General features: G+C 74.9%; 12 protein-coding genes. 5 read left to right on the top strand and 7 right to left on the bottom strand.

Annotated elements, in window-relative coordinates:
* Positions 1-132: 132 nt before the first annotated feature.
* The 4 genes from DEJ51_RS32075 to DEJ51_RS32060 form a co-directional block, all read right to left on the bottom strand.
* Positions 133-2,274: a PIG-L family deacetylase gene (locus DEJ51_RS32075; RefSeq protein ID WP_150261120.1), complete on the bottom strand. Its 2,142-nt coding sequence runs from the start codon at positions 2,272-2,274 to the stop codon at positions 133-135.
* A 545-nt stretch (positions 2,275-2,819) separates the two neighbouring features.
* Positions 2,820-3,779 (bottom strand): ABC transporter ATP-binding protein, encoded by a 960-nt coding sequence (locus DEJ51_RS32070; protein WP_150261119.1) that lies wholly within the window; start codon positions 3,777-3,779, stop codon positions 2,820-2,822.
* On the bottom strand, positions 3,776-6,679 hold the full coding sequence (locus DEJ51_RS32065) for a hypothetical protein (protein ID WP_150261118.1): 2,904 nt from the start codon (positions 6,677-6,679) through the stop codon (positions 3,776-3,778). Before DEJ51_RS32065 ends, DEJ51_RS32070 begins: the two co-directional genes overlap by 4 nt.
* Positions 6,676-9,963 (bottom strand): ABC transporter permease, encoded by a 3,288-nt coding sequence (locus tag DEJ51_RS32060; protein WP_150261117.1) that lies wholly within the window; start codon positions 9,961-9,963, stop codon positions 6,676-6,678. The genes DEJ51_RS32065 and DEJ51_RS32060 overlap by 4 nt, the downstream gene beginning before the upstream one ends.
* A 196-nt stretch (positions 9,964-10,159) precedes the next feature.
* Between DEJ51_RS32060 and DEJ51_RS32055 the strand changes: the two genes are divergently transcribed.
* Positions 10,160-10,900 (top strand): ABC transporter ATP-binding protein, encoded by a 741-nt coding sequence (locus DEJ51_RS32055; RefSeq protein ID WP_150261116.1) that lies wholly within the window; start codon positions 10,160-10,162, stop codon positions 10,898-10,900.
* A gap of 30 nt (positions 10,901-10,930) precedes the next feature.
* On the opposite strand, the gene DEJ51_RS32050 is transcribed toward DEJ51_RS32055, so the two are convergent.
* The gene (locus tag DEJ51_RS32050) at positions 10,931-11,632 is read right to left on the bottom strand and encodes a DUF4232 domain-containing protein (RefSeq protein WP_150261115.1); all 702 of its coding nucleotides are present in this window, start codon (positions 11,630-11,632) and stop codon (positions 10,931-10,933) included.
* Positions 11,633-11,854: 222 nt separating this feature from the next.
* On the opposite strand from DEJ51_RS32050, the gene DEJ51_RS32045 reads away from it, so the two are divergent.
* The 4 genes from DEJ51_RS32045 to DEJ51_RS32025 all read left to right on the top strand — a co-directional run bounded on the left by DEJ51_RS32045 (position 11,855) and on the right by DEJ51_RS32025 (position 17,036).
* Positions 11,855-13,303 (top strand): helix-turn-helix domain-containing protein, encoded by a 1,449-nt coding sequence (locus DEJ51_RS32045; RefSeq protein WP_150261114.1) that lies wholly within the window; start codon positions 11,855-11,857, stop codon positions 13,301-13,303.
* A gap of 144 nt (positions 13,304-13,447) precedes the next feature.
* Entirely contained in the window at positions 13,448-15,124 is a 1,677-nt protein-coding gene (locus tag DEJ51_RS32040) for an FAD-dependent oxidoreductase (protein ID WP_150261113.1), read from the top strand.
* Positions 15,121-16,686: an ATP-binding protein gene (locus DEJ51_RS32035; RefSeq protein ID WP_223836068.1), complete on the top strand. Its 1,566-nt coding sequence runs from the start codon at positions 15,121-15,123 to the stop codon at positions 16,684-16,686. Before DEJ51_RS32040 ends, DEJ51_RS32035 begins: the two co-directional genes overlap by 4 nt.
* A complete protein-coding gene (locus DEJ51_RS32025) occupies positions 16,683-17,036 on the top strand; it encodes a UBP-type zinc finger domain-containing protein (RefSeq protein WP_150261112.1) in 354 nt (117 codons plus the stop codon). Before DEJ51_RS32035 ends, DEJ51_RS32025 begins: the two co-directional genes overlap by 4 nt.
* Before the next feature lie 7 nt (positions 17,037-17,043).
* Here the strand turns inward: DEJ51_RS32025 and DEJ51_RS32020 are convergent, their stop codons facing one another.
* Positions 17,044-17,799 (bottom strand): DJ-1/PfpI family protein, encoded by a 756-nt coding sequence (locus tag DEJ51_RS32020; protein ID WP_150261111.1) that lies wholly within the window; start codon positions 17,797-17,799, stop codon positions 17,044-17,046.
* A gap of 122 nt (positions 17,800-17,921) precedes the next feature.
* The gene (locus DEJ51_RS32015; protein ID WP_150261110.1) at positions 17,922-18,704 is read right to left on the bottom strand and encodes a crotonase/enoyl-CoA hydratase family protein; all 783 of its coding nucleotides are present in this window, start codon (positions 18,702-18,704) and stop codon (positions 17,922-17,924) included.
* Positions 18,705-18,709 lie beyond the last annotated feature (5 nt).

Genomic DNA, 18,709 nt, shown 5'->3' with positions numbered 1-18,709 from the left:
ATCGCCCGTTGGTCCGATTGCGGCCGCCCTGGCTGCGCGAGGTGGTCCGGCTGCCATCCTCGCCCGCTCCCCTCCGCCCTGCCACCCGGCGGTCCGGGGGTGCCGGTGCCGCGGTGGGCGCCGCGGCGCAGGTCACCTCGGGGGCTGTCCTCCGGCGACGGACGTGCCGGGGCGGCCGGCCTGCGCGAGCGTCCAGGGCTGGACGGCCCGGTGCCACGGGGCGGGTGTCCGGCCTCCGGGGGGCGTGGCGCCGCCGGCCGGGACGGTCGTGATGACGTGCAGATCGGCGTCCAGGCCGAGCGCCGCGGCGACGGCCGTGCCGGCTCCTTCGGCGACACCGGCCGGCGCGCCCGTGTACAGCATCTGGGACTCCTGCCAGGGCTGCGGTCCTTCGGCGGCCGCCACGCCGACCGTGCCCGCGCCCGCCCGGCCGGCGAGCAGGTCTCCCGCTATGCCCACGGCGCCGTAGCCGCCGAGGCCGCCGGCCTCGGCGACGGGGGAGAACTCCGGCGCCGGCCCGCCCGCGCGGGCCAGGCTCGTGGCGACGGTGCCGATGCCGGGCCTGCGGAAGAACAGGCGGACGCCGTCGCCCTCCGGCCGGACCGAGAGCGCGCCCGTCGTCTGGGGCAGCCCGGTGGCCACGGGGCCGCCGAACGGGGCGTCCGGTGCCGGCTGGACCCAGGCCAGTACCGACCCGGCGGTCGCCGCGTACACGTGGCGCCGCCCCGACGCGTCGATCGCGGTGACCGGGTCGCCCTGGAGGCCGGCGCCGCCCAGGGCCTGCCACGCGCCGAAGTCGCCGCCCGGGGTCTGCTGCGCGCGGGCGCGCAGTGTCCGGCGGGAATCGCGGACGTACACCGTCATCCGGCCCTCGGCGTCCACGGCCACGGACGGCCCGCTGATGGCCGAGGTGCCCGACCGGTCCACGGTGTCCGGGGTGCCCAGCGACCGCCACGGGCCGAACCCGCCGTCGACCGTGCCCTGGACGGCGTAGACGATCTCCCGGCCGTACTCCTCGGGTGTGGCGCCCAGGGTGGTGCGGGTGGCGAAGACGCCGATCCGGCCGTCCCAGAGGCGGACGGCGGCCGCCCCGGAGTCGATGCCGTCGCCGGGCAGGAACGCGGGGCCCTGCCACAGGGCCTGCGGGCCGCTGCGCGACCAGTACGCCATGCGGCCGTCCAGTGCGGCGAAGGCCCACAGCCGTCCGGAGACGCCCTCGGTCATCCAGGAGGTGCCGTCACCGCGGCTGTAGCGGATGGTCTGGCTCCAGCCGGCGCCGGTGGGCCGGGTCGCGGTCTTGCGGTCGCCGCATCCGGCGGGGCTGCCGCACCAGTCCTGGTGGTCGGTCCAGGCGTAGGTCTTGAGGTAGCCGAGCTTCTCCTCGGCGGTCTGCGGGTCGAGCGTCGGGGGCAGGGAGCTGTTCGGGTAGCTCACGTAGTTCTGGACCGAGAAGTGCGGCCGGTCGGAGGTCTTCGCGTAGCGCTCGGCGGCGGCCTGCACGAAGCGGGCGCCGTAGACGTGGTCCTGGTGGTCGAGGAAGGCTCCGCCGTTCTCCGCCCGGCCGGGGGTCGGGTCCTGCGTCCGTATCGTCGTCGGCCGGTAGGCCTCGAACACGCCCGCTATGGCGGCCACGGCCTGGTCCTTGGTGTAGGAGAACCAGTCCTCGACCGGGGTCCCGGAGGTCAGCTGCGCGCCGAGGGCGGGGGTCCTGCCGTCCCACAGGCCGCGGAGGCTCTCCGGGTTGTCCCCGGAGATGCTGCGGGCCTCGCGCAGCTCCATCCACACGAGATTGACCTGGGGCCGGTCGACGAGGACGTCCACCTCGGCGCTGCCGCCGCCGGCCGTGGGTACGGACGTGCGCCGCCAGGCGCCGGCCCGGTCCCCGGTGGCCATCTGGGCGTAGGCGGCGCGTATGCCGTTCTGCCGGGCCTCCGCGTAGGCGGCACGGTCGGAGGGGCCCGCCGTGTCCTGCAGGTGGGGGCTGTGCGCCTCGTTCCTGCCGTCGGACTCGCCGGAGGTCAGGTAGACGGTGGTGACCTTGATGCCGGTCGATATGGACCGGCTCAGGTCGGGGTTCATGAAGAAGAGGTCGTCGTCGGGGTGCGCGACGACCTGGAGGGTGGACCCCTCGGTCACGCTCGGGCTGACCAGCGCCGCGGGGGCCGTCCGGGGGTGCTCGGTGTCGTGTCCGTAGGCCCAGGCCGTGACGCCGGCGGTGCCGACGGAGAGCGCGGCGAGCAGGGCCGCGAGTCGGGTGCGGCGGGCCAGGGACATGTACAGCGCCTTGAGGGTCGGTCCGGTGCGGCGATCCGCCTGGGAGGTCGATCGGTGTCCCGATGGCTCCACTGCTTCCGGAGACGACCGCGGCCGATTATGTCCCGCACGTTCGGGCTGACACACCATCAAATCCCATATGACCGCAAAGGGAGTTGTGGTAGGAAGAGGACGTTTTGCCCTATTTGTTCACTCGCGTGCGATTGACCCTGGAAACGGCCCGGAACCGGCGTTTGTGCTGGCCACCCGCGAGTTGCGCGGGATCGGTACGTCCACCGGGCGCGCCGCCCGCTTCACCACCGACCCCCACAAGTGGCGCATTCCACACCGCCGACGGGCCGGCACGGGACGGTGCCGGCCGTGACGCAGCTCTCACCGGCGCTGTCCGGTGCCGTGCCGACTGCCGGGTCCGAAGGCTCCTCCTCCCGGCTGGACGGCCGGGCTGCCGTGGAGCCGGGGGTGCGCCGCTCCCCGCGCGGCGGGAAACCGGTCGGCCGCCGGCATCGGCGGGCCGGTGGCGTCCCGTCCCGCGGGCGGCGTGGCTCTCAGTGGGCGCCGTCCGGGCGCAGTGCGATGTGGTCAGGGGCCAGGTCGACCGCGACGCGGTGCTCCATGCCCAGGGCCTCCAGGAACTTCGGGGGGAGCTGGACGCGTCCGGAGCGGTCGAGGACGACGTACTCCCGTTCGCTGACGGACTCCTCGCCGTGTTCGTCGGTGACCAGGCGGCGCAGGACCTCGCTGCTGGTGCGGCCGTCGCGGATCGCCACGGTGCGGCGGACCTCGCCCGCCACCATGGGGTCGTGCGTCACGATGACCACCGTCACGCCGAGTTCCTTGTTCACGGTCCGGAAGGTCTCGAAGACCGCCGCGGCCGTCTCGGAGTCCAGTTCGCCCGTGGGTTCGTCGGCGAGCAGCACCTTGGGGTCGTTCGCCATCGCCACGGCGATCGCGACCCGCTGCTGCTGGCCTCCGGACAGCTCCGCCGGGCGGCGGTGCGCGAGGTCGCCTATCCCGAGGGCCTCCAGGATGTCCCCGACCCTGGCCGCGCGGCGGGCGCCCGCGCCGCGACGGGGGCGCTCGCCCTTCAGCTGCATCGGCAGGGCGACGTTCTGAGCGGCCGTCAGGAACGGCAGCAGGTTGCGGGCCGTCTGCTGGAAGACGAAGCCGACCGCCTCGCGCCGGTAGCGCAGCCGGTCCCGCGCCGAGAGTTCCAGCAGGTCGTAGCCCGCGACCGCGGCGCTGCCGGCCGTGGGGACGTCCAGGCCGGCCAGGATGTTCAAGAGGGTGGACTTGCCACTGCCGGAGGCGCCGACGAGGGCCATGAGGTCGCCCTGTTCGACCGTCAGCTCCAGCCCCTGGAGGGCCTGTACCTCGATGCCGTCCTGGCTGAAGATCCGGACCAGGCGGTCGCAGGCGATCGCGGCGTCCGCCGCCGGGGTGCGCGGCAGCGTGGCAGCCGTCGCCCGGCGGCGCAGTTCCTCGTACGTCGGCTGGTCGGTGTTCAACGCTGGTCTCCCGCTCTCAACTCGGTGGTGATCTGCCGCCGGCCGGACGTCGCCGCTTCGGCGAACACGGCGGCGGCGACCAGGGCGGCCAGGCCGAGGGCCTGGGTCAGTACGGGCCCTGCCGCCAGCCGCACCCCGTGCGGCACGTGCGCGCCGACCAGCGTGGACAGGTCCATCGCCGGTCCCAGCAGGGCCACGGCGGCGGCCGCCACCAGGGCCCCGCCCAGCGTCGCGGCCAGGGTCTGCGGCAGGGTCTCGGCGAGGATCAGGGCCACGCCCTGCCTGCGGCGCAGTCCCATCGTGCGCAGCCGGGCCAGCAGGGCCGCGCGTTCGGGAACGGTCCGCATCAGCGTCAGCAGTACGGCCAGCAGCGCGAAACCGGCTGCTCCGGCCATGGAGGCCCAGAACAGGCGCTGCGCCGAGCGCTGCAGCGGGTCGGCGCCCAGAGCGGTGACGGCCTCGGCGCTGGTGTGTACGGGGTACACGTCGTCGAGCGGGGCCGGACCCTGCGCGGAACCGGAACCCGGGATCGGTGCCGGCGCGGGGGCGGGAGCCCCGGACGGCGCCGGGAGCCTGGAGCGCACGAGCTCGCGCAGCCGGTCACCGTCGACGTCGCCGAGGCCGAGCCACCGGTTCGGGTGGTCGGCGCCGCCCATGACGGCCGTGGCGGCACCGGTCGGCAGGACCACGGTGGCGGCGTCCCGCGCCGGATGGGCCGGGGTGCAGTCGACCAGGCCCGCGACCCGTACCTTCACCTCCCCGCCGTCACCGGGCTGCACCGCGTACGTGCCGCCCTGCACGACCTGCCCGGCCATGCCCTTGCTGAACAGCGCGGGCACCGGGGCGTCGGCGGACGGGGCACCGCCGGTGGCCAGCAGGGCGGGCTCGAAGGCCCCGCAGCCGAGGACCCGGGACAGCTCCGCGTACGCGGCCGGCTCGGCGACGATCACGGTGACCTGGCTGGATCGCACGGTGGTGCCGAGCACGGAGGAGTCGTGGTCGATCCACAGCGGCACGGACGTCCGTACGCCCGGCAGTTCACCCGCGGCCTTCGCGAGGCCCGCCGGGAGCGGGGACTTCCCGTACGCGGAGATCGCCGCGTCGCCCCCGACGGTCAGCCGGGCCACACCCAGCCGGGACGAGTCCACCGAGTGCAGGACGGTGGCGCCGAACCCGCCGGTGGTGAGGGCGATGAGCAGCGCGACCATCGGCAGGACGGAGGGGCCGCCGCGGCCTCGGGCGTGTGCGCCGTTCGCCGCCGGGCCGCGGGCGGCCCGCGCGAGTCCCAGGAAGCCGACCAGTCCGGAGCCGTGGCCGGCCGCCCGGGCGAGCCGGCCGGTGACCACCGGCTGGAGCCGGGCCAGCAGCAGGCCCCCGCACAGGGCGAGCAGCAGCGGGGCCGCGATCAGCAGCGGGTCGAGGTCGCTTCCGGGCGGGGCGACCCCGCGGCGGCGGACCTCGACCACGGCGGCGGCGGTGGCGATGAGGACGAGCAGTTCGGCCACGGGCCTGCGCCACCGCCCGGCGGGGCGGGCCGGCGTCAGCAGTACGGCCGCGCGGACGGGGAAGGCCAGCAGGGCGAGCAGGGCGACGGCCGCGGCCGAGAGCAGTGCGGGCGCGAGCCGGGGGGTGGGCAGCAGCAGGACGGCGAGCGCGGTGGCGGCCGCGGCCGCCGGGAGCACAGTGACGGCGCCCTCGCCGAGGAGCCGGCCGACGATGGCGGCGCGGGAGCCGCCGCGCGCGAGCAGCAGCCGCAGTTCGGCGTCGCGGCGGTCGGCCGCGAGTGCGCCGGCCAGGCACAGGACGACGAAGGCGACACCTGCGACCCCGGCGGGGCCGATCGCGGCGAGCGGCGCCGCGGCCTGGGTACGGGCGCGGGCTTCTTCGAACCGCTCGGGCAGCCAGGAGGTGGTGTGCAGCCGTGGACGGCCGGTCTCCCGGGCGAGGGTGGCGGCGGTGGGTCCGGCGATGTAGGAGGCGATGTCCGCCCGTGCGGCGTCGAGCCGGTCGGCCCGCAGACTGCCGATGTCCACCGGCAGCCGCCAGAAGTCCTCGGCGGTGCGGCTCCAGGTGCTCATCCGGCCGAGGTCCCCGGCGCCGACGAGGGCGTCGACGTCCCAGGCGAGGCTCTCGTTGAAGTAGTGCTCGCAGGCGCGGGCGAGACACCCCAGGTTGTCCGTCCAGAAGGGGGCACTCTCGTCGAGGACCGTGTAGAGACCAACGACCTCGACGGACGGGGTGCCGTCCACCCGTGCCTCGGTGGTCAGGACGGATCCGACCCGGGCGCCGAGGGTCGCGGCGGCCTTCTGCGAGAGGACGACCTGCAGGGGCGTCGTCTCACCGCCGGCGGCCTGCGCGGGGGCCGGGGGTGTGCTGCTCGGCCACTTCCCCTCCGCCAGCTTCACGTGGCTCTCCGCCTCGCGGACGTGCAGGAGGTTCATGCTGGGCGGAATGCCGGAGGGGCGGGAGAGTTCCGGGTTCAGCAGTTGCTGCCGCTTGGTGGTGCGTGCGCCGTGGACCGTCGACTCCGGGTCCACGCGGAAGGTGGATCCGGTCGGCCCGAGCAGTTTCCCCAGCGTCGCGTCCAGGGCCTGGGCGCTCTGCCCGCTGTCCGGGGAGGGCGCGGTCACCTGGAGGCTGGTGTTGCCGGCTCCGCTGCGTTCCAGGAAGGACCGCAGGGCCTGGTCGGCGCCCCGGTCCTGGGCCCGCGGCAGCGCGGCGGCCAGCAGAACGGCGACGAAGGCCAGTGCGGCGCCGAGCAGGGTGCTCAGGGGCGCCGCGCGCAGCCGGGTCCTGACCCAGGGCGCGGGCCGCGGGGCGGTGGACGCTGGCAGGGTGGACGCCGGGCGGGCGGTGGGCGGGGCGGACGAGGGCGGGGTCGCGGACGACGGGGTGGTCACATCTCCTCCACGGGACGCAGCCGGGCGGCGATGTCGCGGCCGCGGGGGCCGCTGAGCGCGGCCGACAGCAGGGGAACGGCTGCGATGGCGGCGACCGTGAGTGCGGTCTGCCAGAACGGCATGTCCACTTGTACGGGCGGGAACGGCCGACCGGCAGCGGGTGTCAGCACGACCAGGGGCGCCATCAGGTGGACGAGGGCGACGCCCAGCCCGGCTCCGACCGCGGAGCCGATGAGGATCAGCACTCCGCCCTCGGCCGCGGATGCGAGGGCCAGCGAGCGGCGCGGGGTGCCGAGGGCGAGCAGGACCGAGAACTCCCTTCCACGGACCCGGCGTTCGGCAGCGGTGGACGTCGCGAAGCCGATGGCCGCGAGGACCGCGCAGGCGGCGGCGAGGGCGGCCAGGGCGCTCTGCGGGCCGGCGCTCAGCGGGTCGTCCAGCAGCTGTTCGGTGATCTCCTCGCGCAGTTGGACGCGCTCGATCCGGGCGCTTTCGCGCAGCTTGTCCGCCGCGCGGGCGGGGACCGGGTCGGCCGCGGAGGCGGCGGGCAGCCACCATTCGGTGGGCGAGCCCGGCTGCTGGCCGACGGTCTCCAGGAGGTACCGGCCGAGCACGTGCAGGTCGACGGCGAGCGCCGAGCGGCCGGCCACGGGGAGCGAGTCCACGGAGGCGGTGATCCGCATCGGAACGTCGGCGCCGTCCAGCGTGACGCGGACGGTGTCGCCCACGGAGGCGCCCAGGGACCGCAGGTAGCGGGTGGTGGCGACCGCGGGGACGGCGGCGGGTGCCGGCGCGGCGGGTGCCGGGAACACCACGGTGGTGACGCCCTGCAGCGTGCCGAAGCCGCCCCAGTAGCGCAGCCGCAGCCGGTCCGTGGAACCGGCCGGGACCGGGAGCGGCTCGGGGGTCTTCCGGGCGCTCGTCCCCTGCGGGAGCGAGGTCCGCCAGCCGGTGGCGTCGGCGGGTGCGCTCACGCCCGTGGCGGCGCCGTCGGCGGTGTCGGACACGGCGATCCGGCGCACGGTCAGTTCGCTGCCGTCGCCCGGGTCGTCGCCGTCCCCGGCGTACGAGAGGCGGATGCCCGCCAGGGTCAGCGGGGTGGCCGCGGATCCGACCGGGGCGCCGGTCAGTGCGTCGAGGAGGAAGGGCAGGGTGATGTCGCCGCTCTCGGGCAGGGTGACCGATGCCGTGCCGTACGTCGCCCCGAACCGGTCGCGCAGCAGCAGGCTCACGGCGGCCCAGCTCGTACCGGAGGACCGCACCGACACGTCGAGGTCGATCCGGCGCGGGGAGCCGGGAAGGGCGACGCCGGGGCTCGCGGGAGCGGCCTCGGCGCCCGGGTCACCGGCGGCGAGCGGGGTGAACAGCTCGCGCATGCCGTGCCCGCCGCGCAGGTCCGCGCGCAGCGGCACCCGTTCGCCCGTCTTGGCGGCGTCGAGCGCGACGACGTCGGCGGGATTCCCGTCCGGCAGCTTCTGCTCCCTGCGGACCACCGGGATCAGGCGGTCGCCGCCGGGCAGGGCCCCGTAGCGTCCGCCCTGCCCCATCGGGGACATGCTGCTGCCGGAGATCCGCAGGCCGCCCGCGGTCGCGAAGTCGGCCTGGTCGCGCTGGGACGCGGACCAGCCGGCGTGCTGGCCGAGCGCCAGGATCCCGCTGGCGACGGCGAGTACGAGCAGGAGCACGGGCCCGGTGGCCCGGCCGGGCCGCCGGGCGAGCTGCCAGCCGAACAGGGCGGGGCCCAGGCTCCGGCCGCGCGCCGCCAGCCGTCCCCCGGCCCGTGCCGCGAACGGCAGCAGCCGCAGGACCAGCAGCGTGCCCCCGCACAGGGCCAGGGCGGGAGCGGCGACCAGGACCGGGTCGACGCCGAGCCCGCCGGCGGAGCCGTCGGCCGCGGGGGCGTCCGTACCGCCGTACTGCGAGAGCTGCTGGTAGCCGAGGACGGCGAGGACCACGACGGCCAGGTCGACGCCGGAGCGTGCGGCGCCGGTGACCAGCGCCTGGCGGCTGCCCACGCGGCGCAGTACGGCGGCCGAGGCCCCGCGCAGGACGGAGGGCAGGGTCGTCAGCAGGACGCAGGCCAGGGCACAGCCGCCCGCGACCGGCCAGACCAGCCAGGTGTCCGGGATCTCCAGGTGGACCCGCCCGAGCGGTCCGAACCGGCCGAACAGGCGCAGCAGGGGTGGGGTGAGCAGGGGTGCCAGGACGGCCGCGGGCAGGGCGAGCAGCAGGGACTCGGCGGCGGTGAGCGCGCCGAGGCGGCGGCGGGAGGCGCCGCGCGCGGTGAGCAGGACCCGTTCCGGTTCCTGGCGGACGGTCAGGATGTGGGCGACGAGGAGCAGTGCGGCGGTCGACAGGACGGCGAGCTGGAGCGCGCCCATCAGCAGGGTGGAGCGGGCGACGACCGTGCCGGCGCTCAGCTCGGCGAGCAGTTTGGGCAGTTCGGTGGCGGTGCGCAGCGATCCGGCCCGTTCGAGGGCGGCGCTCGCGGGGCCGGCCGCGGTCCGGACGGCCTCGGCCTCGGCGGCGCGGACCGTGCGCAGATCCGGGGTGAGCAGGGTGAGGCGGTGGTTCTGCAGGAGGCTGCCGGTGGTGAAGGCGCTGTCGTCCACCAGGAGCGGGCCGTAGATGGCGAAGGTGTCGGCCTGGACCTCGCGGCCGCCGAGGGGGTCGAGCCGCCAGTACGCGGCGTCCGGGTCGGCGGCCCGGTAGACGCCGGTGACGAGCACGGTCAGCGGTGCCCCGCCGAACCGGTCGTCCAGGCGGACCGGTGCGGGCAGCGCGGACTCGGCCAGGCCGAGGCGGGCGAGCGCCGCGCGCGGCACGGCCACCTGGGTCGGCGCCGCCGGGGCGCCGGTGGCCGGGGGCGCTGCGACGGGCGCGGGCCACTGGCCCGCGAGCAGCTGTACGCGGTCCCTGCCGAGGGCGGCGAGCAGGGTCAAATCGGCGTCGCGGCCGGAGGCGGCGACGCCGGGCAGTCCGTACGAGCGGCTGCGCGCGACGCTCTCGGACGCCACCGGAAGCCGCCCGAACACCTGGTCCGCGAAGGCCCGTACGGACTCGTCGTCCTTGGCGCGGGCGTCGGCGGGATGGCCGCTGGTGATCAGGACGGTGGTCCGGGACTGCGCCGTCCCGGTCAGGGCCCGGCGGAGCCCTTCCTCGCCCACGCCACGGGTGAAGGCCGTCAGCGCGGTCAGTGTGGTCGCGGTGATCAGTACGGTGAGCAGCACGGCGACCGCGAGCGGCCAACGCCCGCGCAGTCGGCGCACGACGAAGCCGAGCACGTGTGGAAATCCTCCCCCGTCCGGACCATGAGTACCGGATAGCGGACGATGCTGTCAGATGTGATCGACAGAGGGAAGGGGCTTGCGTGATTGGTGCGACGGATGCGCAAATGCGATCAGAAAGCTGCAGCGGCAGATGGTGCGGGACGGGGGGCCGGGCGCCCCGCGCGGACGACTCGACGGGGGAACGGACACGATGAGGGATCACCAGGCACCGGCGGCGGTCGCGACGCGGGCGGCGCGGAAGGACGACGGCTCGCCGATCGTGGTCGTCGACGACGTGCACCACAGCTTCGGCAGCGGACCGCAGGCCGTCCACGCCCTGCGCGGCGTGTCCTTCGAGGTCCGCCGCGGCGAACTCACCGCTCTCAGGGGCCGGTCGGGCTCCGGCAAGACCACCCTGCTCAACCTCGTCGGCGGCCTCGACACCCCGACCGGCGGCCGGATCACCCTCGACGGCACCGACCTGGCCGACCTCGACGAGCCGGGCCTGCTCGCCCTGCGCCGCGACCGCATCGGCTTCGTCTTCCAGTCCTTCGGCCTGATACCCGTCCTGACCGCCGCCGAGAACGTCGGTGTCCCGATGCGGCTGCGGCGCGTGCCCGCCAAGGTGCGCGAGGAGCGCGCCCGGACCCTCCTGGCCCTGGTCGGGCTCGCGGACCACGCCGAACAGCGGCCCGGCGAACTCTCCGGCGGCCAGCAGCAGCGGGTGGCGGTGGCCCGCGCCCTGGCCAACGACCCGGACCTGATCATCGCGGACGAACCGACGGGCCAGCTCGACTCGGAGACCGGCCGTTCGGTCATGGAACTGCTGCGTGCGGTGGTCCGCAGCGAGTCGGTGACCATCCTCGTCGCCACCCACGACCCCAACCTGATCGAACTCGCCGACCGGGTCGTGGAACTGCGCGACGGCCGCATCGCCCCGTCCGGCTCATGACCCCGGCCGGCAGGATCCGAAAGTGACGGCCTAGCCGAGTGCGTCCGCGCTGCTGCGCTGCCAGTAGGTGACCGTCAGCGAGCTGTCGTAGGCGATCCCGGCCGGCGGGAGCGCCGGGGTCGCGGACGCGCCGCCGTCGCTGAGGGGCGTCCGGCCCTGGAAGGCGATCGTGAGCCGGTGTCCGGTCGTCCCGCCCTCACCGCTGCCGTCGGCCGCCGACAGCAGGGCCCCCGCGTAGCCCGACTCGCCCGGGGCGAGGGACACCACGGCCTGGGGCCGCGTCTCCTGCCGCGCGGCCGGCGCCCACTGCATCTCGTCGAAGCGGAGCACGGGGTAGTAGGTCAGGTCACAGGTCTTCGAGCCGGTGTTCTTCACCGTGATCAGCATGTGGTTGAGCGGCCGGGAGACCGGCTGCACCGTGACACCGGTGTTGGCGCCGTTGCACGGGACGCGCTGCTGCTCCCCCGCGCCCGGCGGGGCGGAGGGGGCCGACGGCGCGGGCGAGCCCTTGGGCGGCTGTCCCGTGGTCGGGGCGGCCGGGGCGGTGGCAGCCGGCGCGGGGCTCGAAGCGGCCGCTTCTCCCCCGTCCTTGAAGCCCGTGCCGTCCTTGCACCCGGTGAGGGAGAGGACGAAGAGGGCGGCGGCCGCGGCACCCGTGAGGCGCCGGAGGAACTGCGGGCGGGAGGTGGTGCGCGCACGGTCGGCGAGGGGTGCGCGGTGGAACACGTGCATGGCTGACGGCCTTTCACGGGGCATGACCGCAGGGCCCGGCCGGGGTCCACCGGGACCGGCCGCCGGGAGCGGTGTGTTTGGATGGCCTCAGCCTGGACGATGCTGCGTCCCAGCCGCCACGTCCGCCGGTCAATCCGGGACGCTGGAATACCGGCATAGGCTCTGAGCTGCGCAAACAACCTGTTCCTGGGATGCGGGGCAGGACACGGGGTGGGAGGAACGGTGTCGCAGGACACTGCTGGTCCGCGGTTCGCCGGGCTGCTGCGGGAGTTGAAGGACCGGTCCGGTCTCAGCTACGGAACGCTCGCCAAGCGGCTGCACATGAGCCCCTCGACCCTGCACCGTTACTGCAGCGGCGAGGTCGTCCCGGCGGACTACGCACCGGTGGAACGACTCGCCCGCCTGTGCAAGGCCTCGCCGGAGGAACTCCTCGCCCTGCACCGGGACTGGGTACGGGCCGATACGAACCGCCGGCGCAGGAACGCGGACACGCACGGCACCGGGGAAGGGGCTACGGCGGCAGCCGCCGGAACCGGAACCCCCGTGCCCGAGCGGGCGGAGACGGCCGAGACGGTGCCCGAGGCGGCGGCCGAGCCGGCGGAAGCGGCCGAGGCGGTGCCCGAGTTGCCACCCGAGCCGGCCGAAGTGGCCGAGACGGCGGCCGATGTCGCGGAAGTGACCGCCGCCGCCGCCGCCGCCGAACCGTCGCCCGCCCCCTCCCCCGCCCGGCGGGCACGCCCCCGCGGGGCCGTGCTCGCCGGGATCGCGGTGACGGTCGTGGCCGCCGTCACCGCCCTGGCCGGGGTGCTCCCGCTCGACGCGGGCCCGGCGGACCGGGGCACCGACGTCAGGAACACCCCCGCCGGTGCCGCGGGCCGGTCCCCCGGCGAGGAGCAGACTCCGGGCGGTCCGCCCGGGCCGACCCCGTCCGGGTCCCCGTCCCCGTCCGCCTCGTCCTCGCCGTCCGCACCCGCGGCGTCCCCGGACGCCGCCCCGGACGCCCCCGCGGCGGGAAACGGAACCGGAGGAAGCGACGCCGGCGGCGACACCGCAGCCGGTACCCCGGTGAAGGTGACCACCCGCCCGCACACCTGGGAGGCACCGTGCGGCCAGCACTATCTGATCGACAAGCCCCCGGCGCAGGTGGGACCGCCCCCCGTGGAAGGCGACGCGCCCGCCTGGGTGGCGGCGGCCGGGGCCGTACCCGCGGGTGAGCAGTACGTCACCCTCACCCTCCAGGGCTCCGGCCCGGACACGGTGGTGCTGGACGGCATGACCGTCCGCACGGTCGCCAAGCGTGCTCCGCTGCCCTGGAACGACTACGCCATGGGCTACCCGGGCGTGGGCTGCGGGGCGGGCGTCCCGACCCGGTCCTTCGACGTGGCCCTGGACTCCGCCCGCCCGGCCGTCGCCCCCGTGCCGGGTCAGCGGGGGTTCCCCTTCTCGGTCAGCGAATCGGAGCCGGAGGTGTTCCACGTCAAGGCCGTCACCTCCGCCCACGACGTGAGCTGGTACCTGGAGCTGTCCTGGTCCAGCGGCTCCCGTCACGGCACCCTCAAGATCGACCACAACGGCAGGCCCTTCCGTACCAGCGGACGCGGCGGCAGGCCCGGCTACGAGTTCCCCCTCGGGGGCGACGGATGGGTCACGGCGGGCACGGTCGGCCGCTGACCGGAAGCGACCGGGCACGTACCGGGAGTACGCGGTCCGCACCGTCCCGGAGCGGTCCCGGAGGATCGACCCTACGATGGGCGGGAACCGGCGCGGGCGGCTCGCCGGGCCGCCCGCCCAGAGCACTCGGGGTGGAGACGACGTATGGCACAGGCCGCCGACGCAGCGCGGACCGTCATCCTGACCGTGGACGACGACCCGGGGGTCTCCCGGGCCATCGCCCGTGACCTGCGGCGGCGCTACGGCGCCGAGTACCGGATCGTGCGCGCCGAGTCCGGCGATTCCGCCCTGGACGCGCTGCGCGAGCTGAAGCTGCGCGGCGACCTGGTGGCGGTGATCCTCGCCGACTACCGGATGCCGCAGATGAACGGCATCGAGTTCCTGGAACAGGCCCTGGCGGTGTACCCGGGCGCACGGCGGGTGCTGCTCACCGCGTACGCCGACACCAACGCGGCGATCGACGCGATCAACGTCGTCGACCTCGACCACTACCTGCTCAAGCCCTGGGACCCCCCGGAGGAGAAGCTCTACCCGGTCGTGGACGACCTGCTCACGGCCTGGCGCACCAGCGACTACCGTCCGGTACCCGCCACCAAGGTCGTCGGGCACCGCTGGTCGGCGCGCTCCTCGGACGTACGGGAGTTCCTGGCCCGCAACCAGGTGCCGTACCGCTGGTACTCCTCCGACGAACCGGAGGGGAGGCGGCTGCTGGAGGCCGCCGGAGCCGACGGGCAGCGGCTGCCGCTGGTCGTCACGCCCGAGGGCACCACGCTGATCGAACCGGAGGCGCCCGAACTGGCCGCCCACGTGGGGCTCGCGACCACACCGGCCGCCGACTTCTACGACCTCGTCGTCATCGGCGGCGGCCCCGCCGGGCTCGGCTCCGCGGTGTACGGGGCCTCCGAGGGGCTGCGCACCGTACTGGTCGAGCGGTCGGCGACCGGCGGACAGGCCGGCCAGAGCTCCCGCATCGAGAACTACCTCGGTTTCCCGGACGGCGTGTCGGGTGCCCAGCTCACCGAGCGTGCCCGCCGCCAGGCCGGCCGGTTCGGCGCCGAGATCCTCACGGCGCGCGAGGTCACCGGGCTGGAGGTGAACGGCGCGGCGCGCGTCGTCCGCTTCTCGGACGGCTCGGCGATCGCCGCCCACAGCGTCATCCTGGCGACCGGTGTGTCGTACCGGCAGCTCCGCGCGCCGGGCTGCGACCAGCTGACCGGCTGCGGGGTGTACTACGGCTCCTCGCTCACCGAGGCGGCCTCCTGCCAGGGGCAGGACGTGTACATCGTGGGCGGTGCCAACTCGGCCGGACAGGCGGCCATGTACCTGGCGCGGGGTGCCAAGTCGGTGACGCTGCTGGTGCGCGGGGAGTCCCTGACGGCGTCGATGTCGTACTACCTGATCCAGCAGATCGAAGAGACGCCGAACATCACCGTGCGGACCCGGACCGTCGTCGAGGCGGCGCACGGTGAGGGGCACCTGGAGCAGCTGACGCTGCGGGACGTGGACGGCGGAGGCAGCGAACTCGTCGACGCCCAGTGGATGTTCGTGTTCATCGGCGCGGCCCCGCTGACCGACTGGCTGGACGGCACGGTGCTGCGCGACGAACACGGCTTCATCCTGGCCGGACCGGACCTGACACCGGACGGGCGGCCCCCGGCCGAGTGGGCACTGGACCGGCCGCCCTACCACCTGGAGACCAACGTTCCCGGCGTGTTCGTGGCGGGCGACGCACGCGCCCAGTCCGCGAAGCGCGTCGCGTCCGCCGTCGGAGAAGGAGCCATGGCCGTGATGCTCGTCCACCGCTACCTGGAGCAGTCATGAGCGGGCAGCTGATGCCCTGCAGCCCGCAGGAGATCTCCTCCCTGTTCCTGTTCGAGAAGCTCACCCCGGAACAGCTCGGACGGCTGTGCGCAGAGGGGCGGGTGGAGCGCTTCGAAGCCGGCCCGGTGTACACCGAGGGCTCCCCGGCCACCTGCTTCTACGTGATGATCGAGGGCACCGTCGTCCTGTCCCGCCGGGTCGGCGGGGACGACGTCGAGGTGAGCCGCACCTCGCAGCGCGGTGTGTACGCGGGGGCCATGCAGGCGTACCTGGGTGACCAGGTGCCGCAGACGTACACCAACTCGATGCGGGTGACCGAGCCGACGCGGTTCTTCGTGCTGCCCGCGCAGTCGTTCGCGGACATCATGCGGGAGTGGTTCCCGATGGCGGCGCACCTGCTGGAGGGACTGTTCTTCGGTTCCAAGAACACCCAGCGGGCCATCGGGCAGCGCGAACGGCTGCTGGCGCTCGGGTCGTTGTCCGCCGGACTCACCCACGAGCTCAACAACCCGGCGGCGGCGGCCGTCCGGGCCACGGCGACCCTGCGGGAGCGGGTCGGCAAGATGCGGCACAAGCTGGCCCACATCTCCCAGGGCCAGTACTCGCGCGAGACGATCGCCGACCTCATCGAGATCCAGGAGCGCACCGTCGAACGCGTCGCGAAGGCGACGGCGCTCAGTCCGCTGGAGGCCTCCGACCGGGAGGACGAGATCGCCGACTGGCTGGACGACCACGGCATCGCGGACGGCTGGCGGCTCGCGCCGACCTTCGTGCAGGCCGGGCTGGACTCGGACTGGCTGGAGCACGTGGCGGCGACCGTGGCCGAGGAGATCCTGCCGTCGGCGATCGGCTGGCTCAACTACACGGTCGAGACCGAGCTGCTGATGGACGAGATCGACGACTCCACCACCCGCATCTCGCACCTCGTGGACGCCGCCAAGCAGTACTCGCAGCTCGACCGCGCCCCGTACCGGGTGGTCGACGTCCACGAACTCCTCGACAGCACCCTGCTGATGCTGTCCGGCAAGATCGGCTCCCGGGTGCGGGTGGTCAAGGAGTACGACCGCTCCCTGCCGGACGTGCCCGCCTACCCGGCGGAGCTCAACCAGGTGTGGACCAACCTCATCGACAACGCCGTGTCCGCCATCGGGAGCACCGGCGGCGAGGGCACGCTGACGGTCCGCACCGCGCGTGAGGGCGACCGCCTGCTGGTGGAGTTCCGCGACACCGGACCCGGGGTGCCGGAGGAGATCCGCGGCCGCATCTTCGACCCGTTCTTCACCACCAAGCCGGTGGGCGAGGGCACGGGTCTGGGCCTCGACATCTCCTGGCGGATCGTCGTGAACAAGCACCACGGCAGTCTCCAGGTCGAGTCGACCCCGGGTGACACCCGGTTCCAGGTACTGCTGCCACTGACCGCGCCGGCCCCCGAGACCGAGACCGGGACCGAGTCCCGGGCCGGGACCGGGTCCGCGGCCGGGAACCAGACCCGGAGCCAGGACCAGACCCAAGTCCAGACCCAGACCCAGCCCCAGAGCCAGACCGCTGAGGAGTCCGTATGAGCGAGATCGAGGGTATCGACCCGGGGGCCGCGCCCACCGGCACCGGCTGCGTCGAGTGCGACGAGCTGGGCGGCTGGTGGTTCCACCTGCGGCGCTGCGCCCAGTGCGGGCACATCGGCTGCTGCGACTCCTCCCCCGCCCAGCACGCCACCGCCCACTGGAAGTCCTCCGGCCATCCCCTGGTGCAGAGCTTCGAGCCCGGCGAGGAGTGGTTCTGGAACTACGACACGGACGCGCTGTACGACTCCGGCCCCGAACTGGCCGCTCCGCGCGATCACCCCGCGGAGCAGCCGGCTCCGGGTCCGGCCGACCGGGTTCCCGAGGACTGGACCCGGCGGCTGCACCGCTGACCTGCGGCTACCGCCGTCCGGCGGCGGGCGGCGTCCACACCGTGCCACGGGCCTCGTACTCGAGCATGGCCTCCACGCCCGTCGCCGCCTCGGCGCCGAGCTCCCGGCGTACGAGCCACAGGGCGAGGTCCAGCCCGGACGTGATGCCACCTGCCGTGACCAGGTCCCCGTCGTCCACCACCCGGGCGTTCTTCAGGAGGCCGCCCTGCTTCTCCAGGTCGGGGCGCGCCTTGTGGTGGGTGGTGCAGGGGCGCTCCGTGGTCAGCCCGGCCGCAGCGAGCAGCATGGTGCCCGTACAGACGGCGCTGACGGTGAGGCCCGGGCGTACCGCCGCGGCCAGTCCCGCCGGGAGGACTCCGCTGCGGATCTCGGCCCACACTCCGGGGCTGTCGCGGCGCGCGTATCCGCCGCCGGGCACGAGGAGGACGTCCGCGGTGCGTGGGGACCAGGCGTGCTCCACCTCGACCCGGGTGCCGTAGGCGGCGCGGACCGGGCCGGGCCCGGAGGCGCTGACGTAGCGGACGTCGACCTGCCGGTCGGTGAAGAACCGGGCGGCCGAGAAGACCTCGTAGGGCGCGGCGAAATCGAGTTCCTCCACGCCCTCGTACATGACGACGTGGACGCGTAACGGCCCGGCCGGACCCGCCGGCGCACGGGTGGACCCCGGTTCCGCGGCCACGGCCACGGCCACGCCGGCCGTACCCCCCAGAGCGGCCGCGGCGCCGGCCGCGACCTGGGCCCGGAGCACGTTCCTGCGGTTCATCCGATGGTTCCTTCCGATCGCCCGGCCGGTACGCCGTTCCACGACAGGAGTCGCAGCGGCCGGAGGCCGGGTTCCCGGGGGCGGTTGTGGCGGGGGCCACACCCCGGTGCGGCGCCGTGCCGCTACCGGCCGAAGGTGCCGTGCCGGCCCGCCCCGGCGGCGAACCGGTCCGCGCCGGCCTGGGTCTCACCCGCGGTCAGCGGCACCAGGCCGTGCCGGAACTCCCCCGCCAGCGCGTCCTCCTCGGCCAGTCCGTGCTGTTCCAGGACGGACAGCCGGTCGTGGCGCAGGCAGATCTGGGGGAAGCCGGCGATCTCGCGGGCCAGTTCCTCCGCGGCCTCCCTCGACCGGCCCGTGGGGACCACGCGGTTGGCGAGCCCGATCGCGTGCGCTTCGGCCGCGGGGACCGGACGGCCCGTCAGGATCATGTCCATGGCCCGGCTCTCGCCGATCAGGCGGGGCAGCCGCACCGTACCGCCGTCGATCAGGGGGACGCCCCAGCGGCGGCAGAACACCCCGAACACCGCGTCCTCCTCCGCGACCCGCAGATCACACCAGAGGGCCAGCTCCAGGCCGCCTGCCACCGCGTGCCCCGCGACGGCCGCGATCACCGGCTTTCCGAGCCGCATCCGGGTCGGTCCCATGGGCCCGTCGCCGGAGGCGAGTACCTGGTTGCCGCGCCCGGTGCCGACGGCCTTGAGGTCGGCGCCCGCGCAGAACGTTCCGCCCTCGCCCCAGAGCACGGCGACGGCCGCCTCCTCGTCGGCCTCGAACTGCCGGAACGCGTCGGCCAGTCGCGCCGCCGTGGGGCCGTCCACGGCGTTGCGCACCTCCGGTCTGCTCAGGATCACCGTGTGGACGGGGCCGTTCCGCTCCACCCGCACCGAGGCCCGCTCGTCCGCCATGCCCG

The sequence above is a fragment of the Streptomyces venezuelae genome (assembly GCF_008642275.1).
Classification (GTDB): Bacteria; Actinomycetota; Actinomycetes; order Streptomycetales; family Streptomycetaceae; genus Streptomyces; species Streptomyces venezuelae_E.
This window is presented reverse-complemented; position numbering and strand designations above follow the sequence as displayed.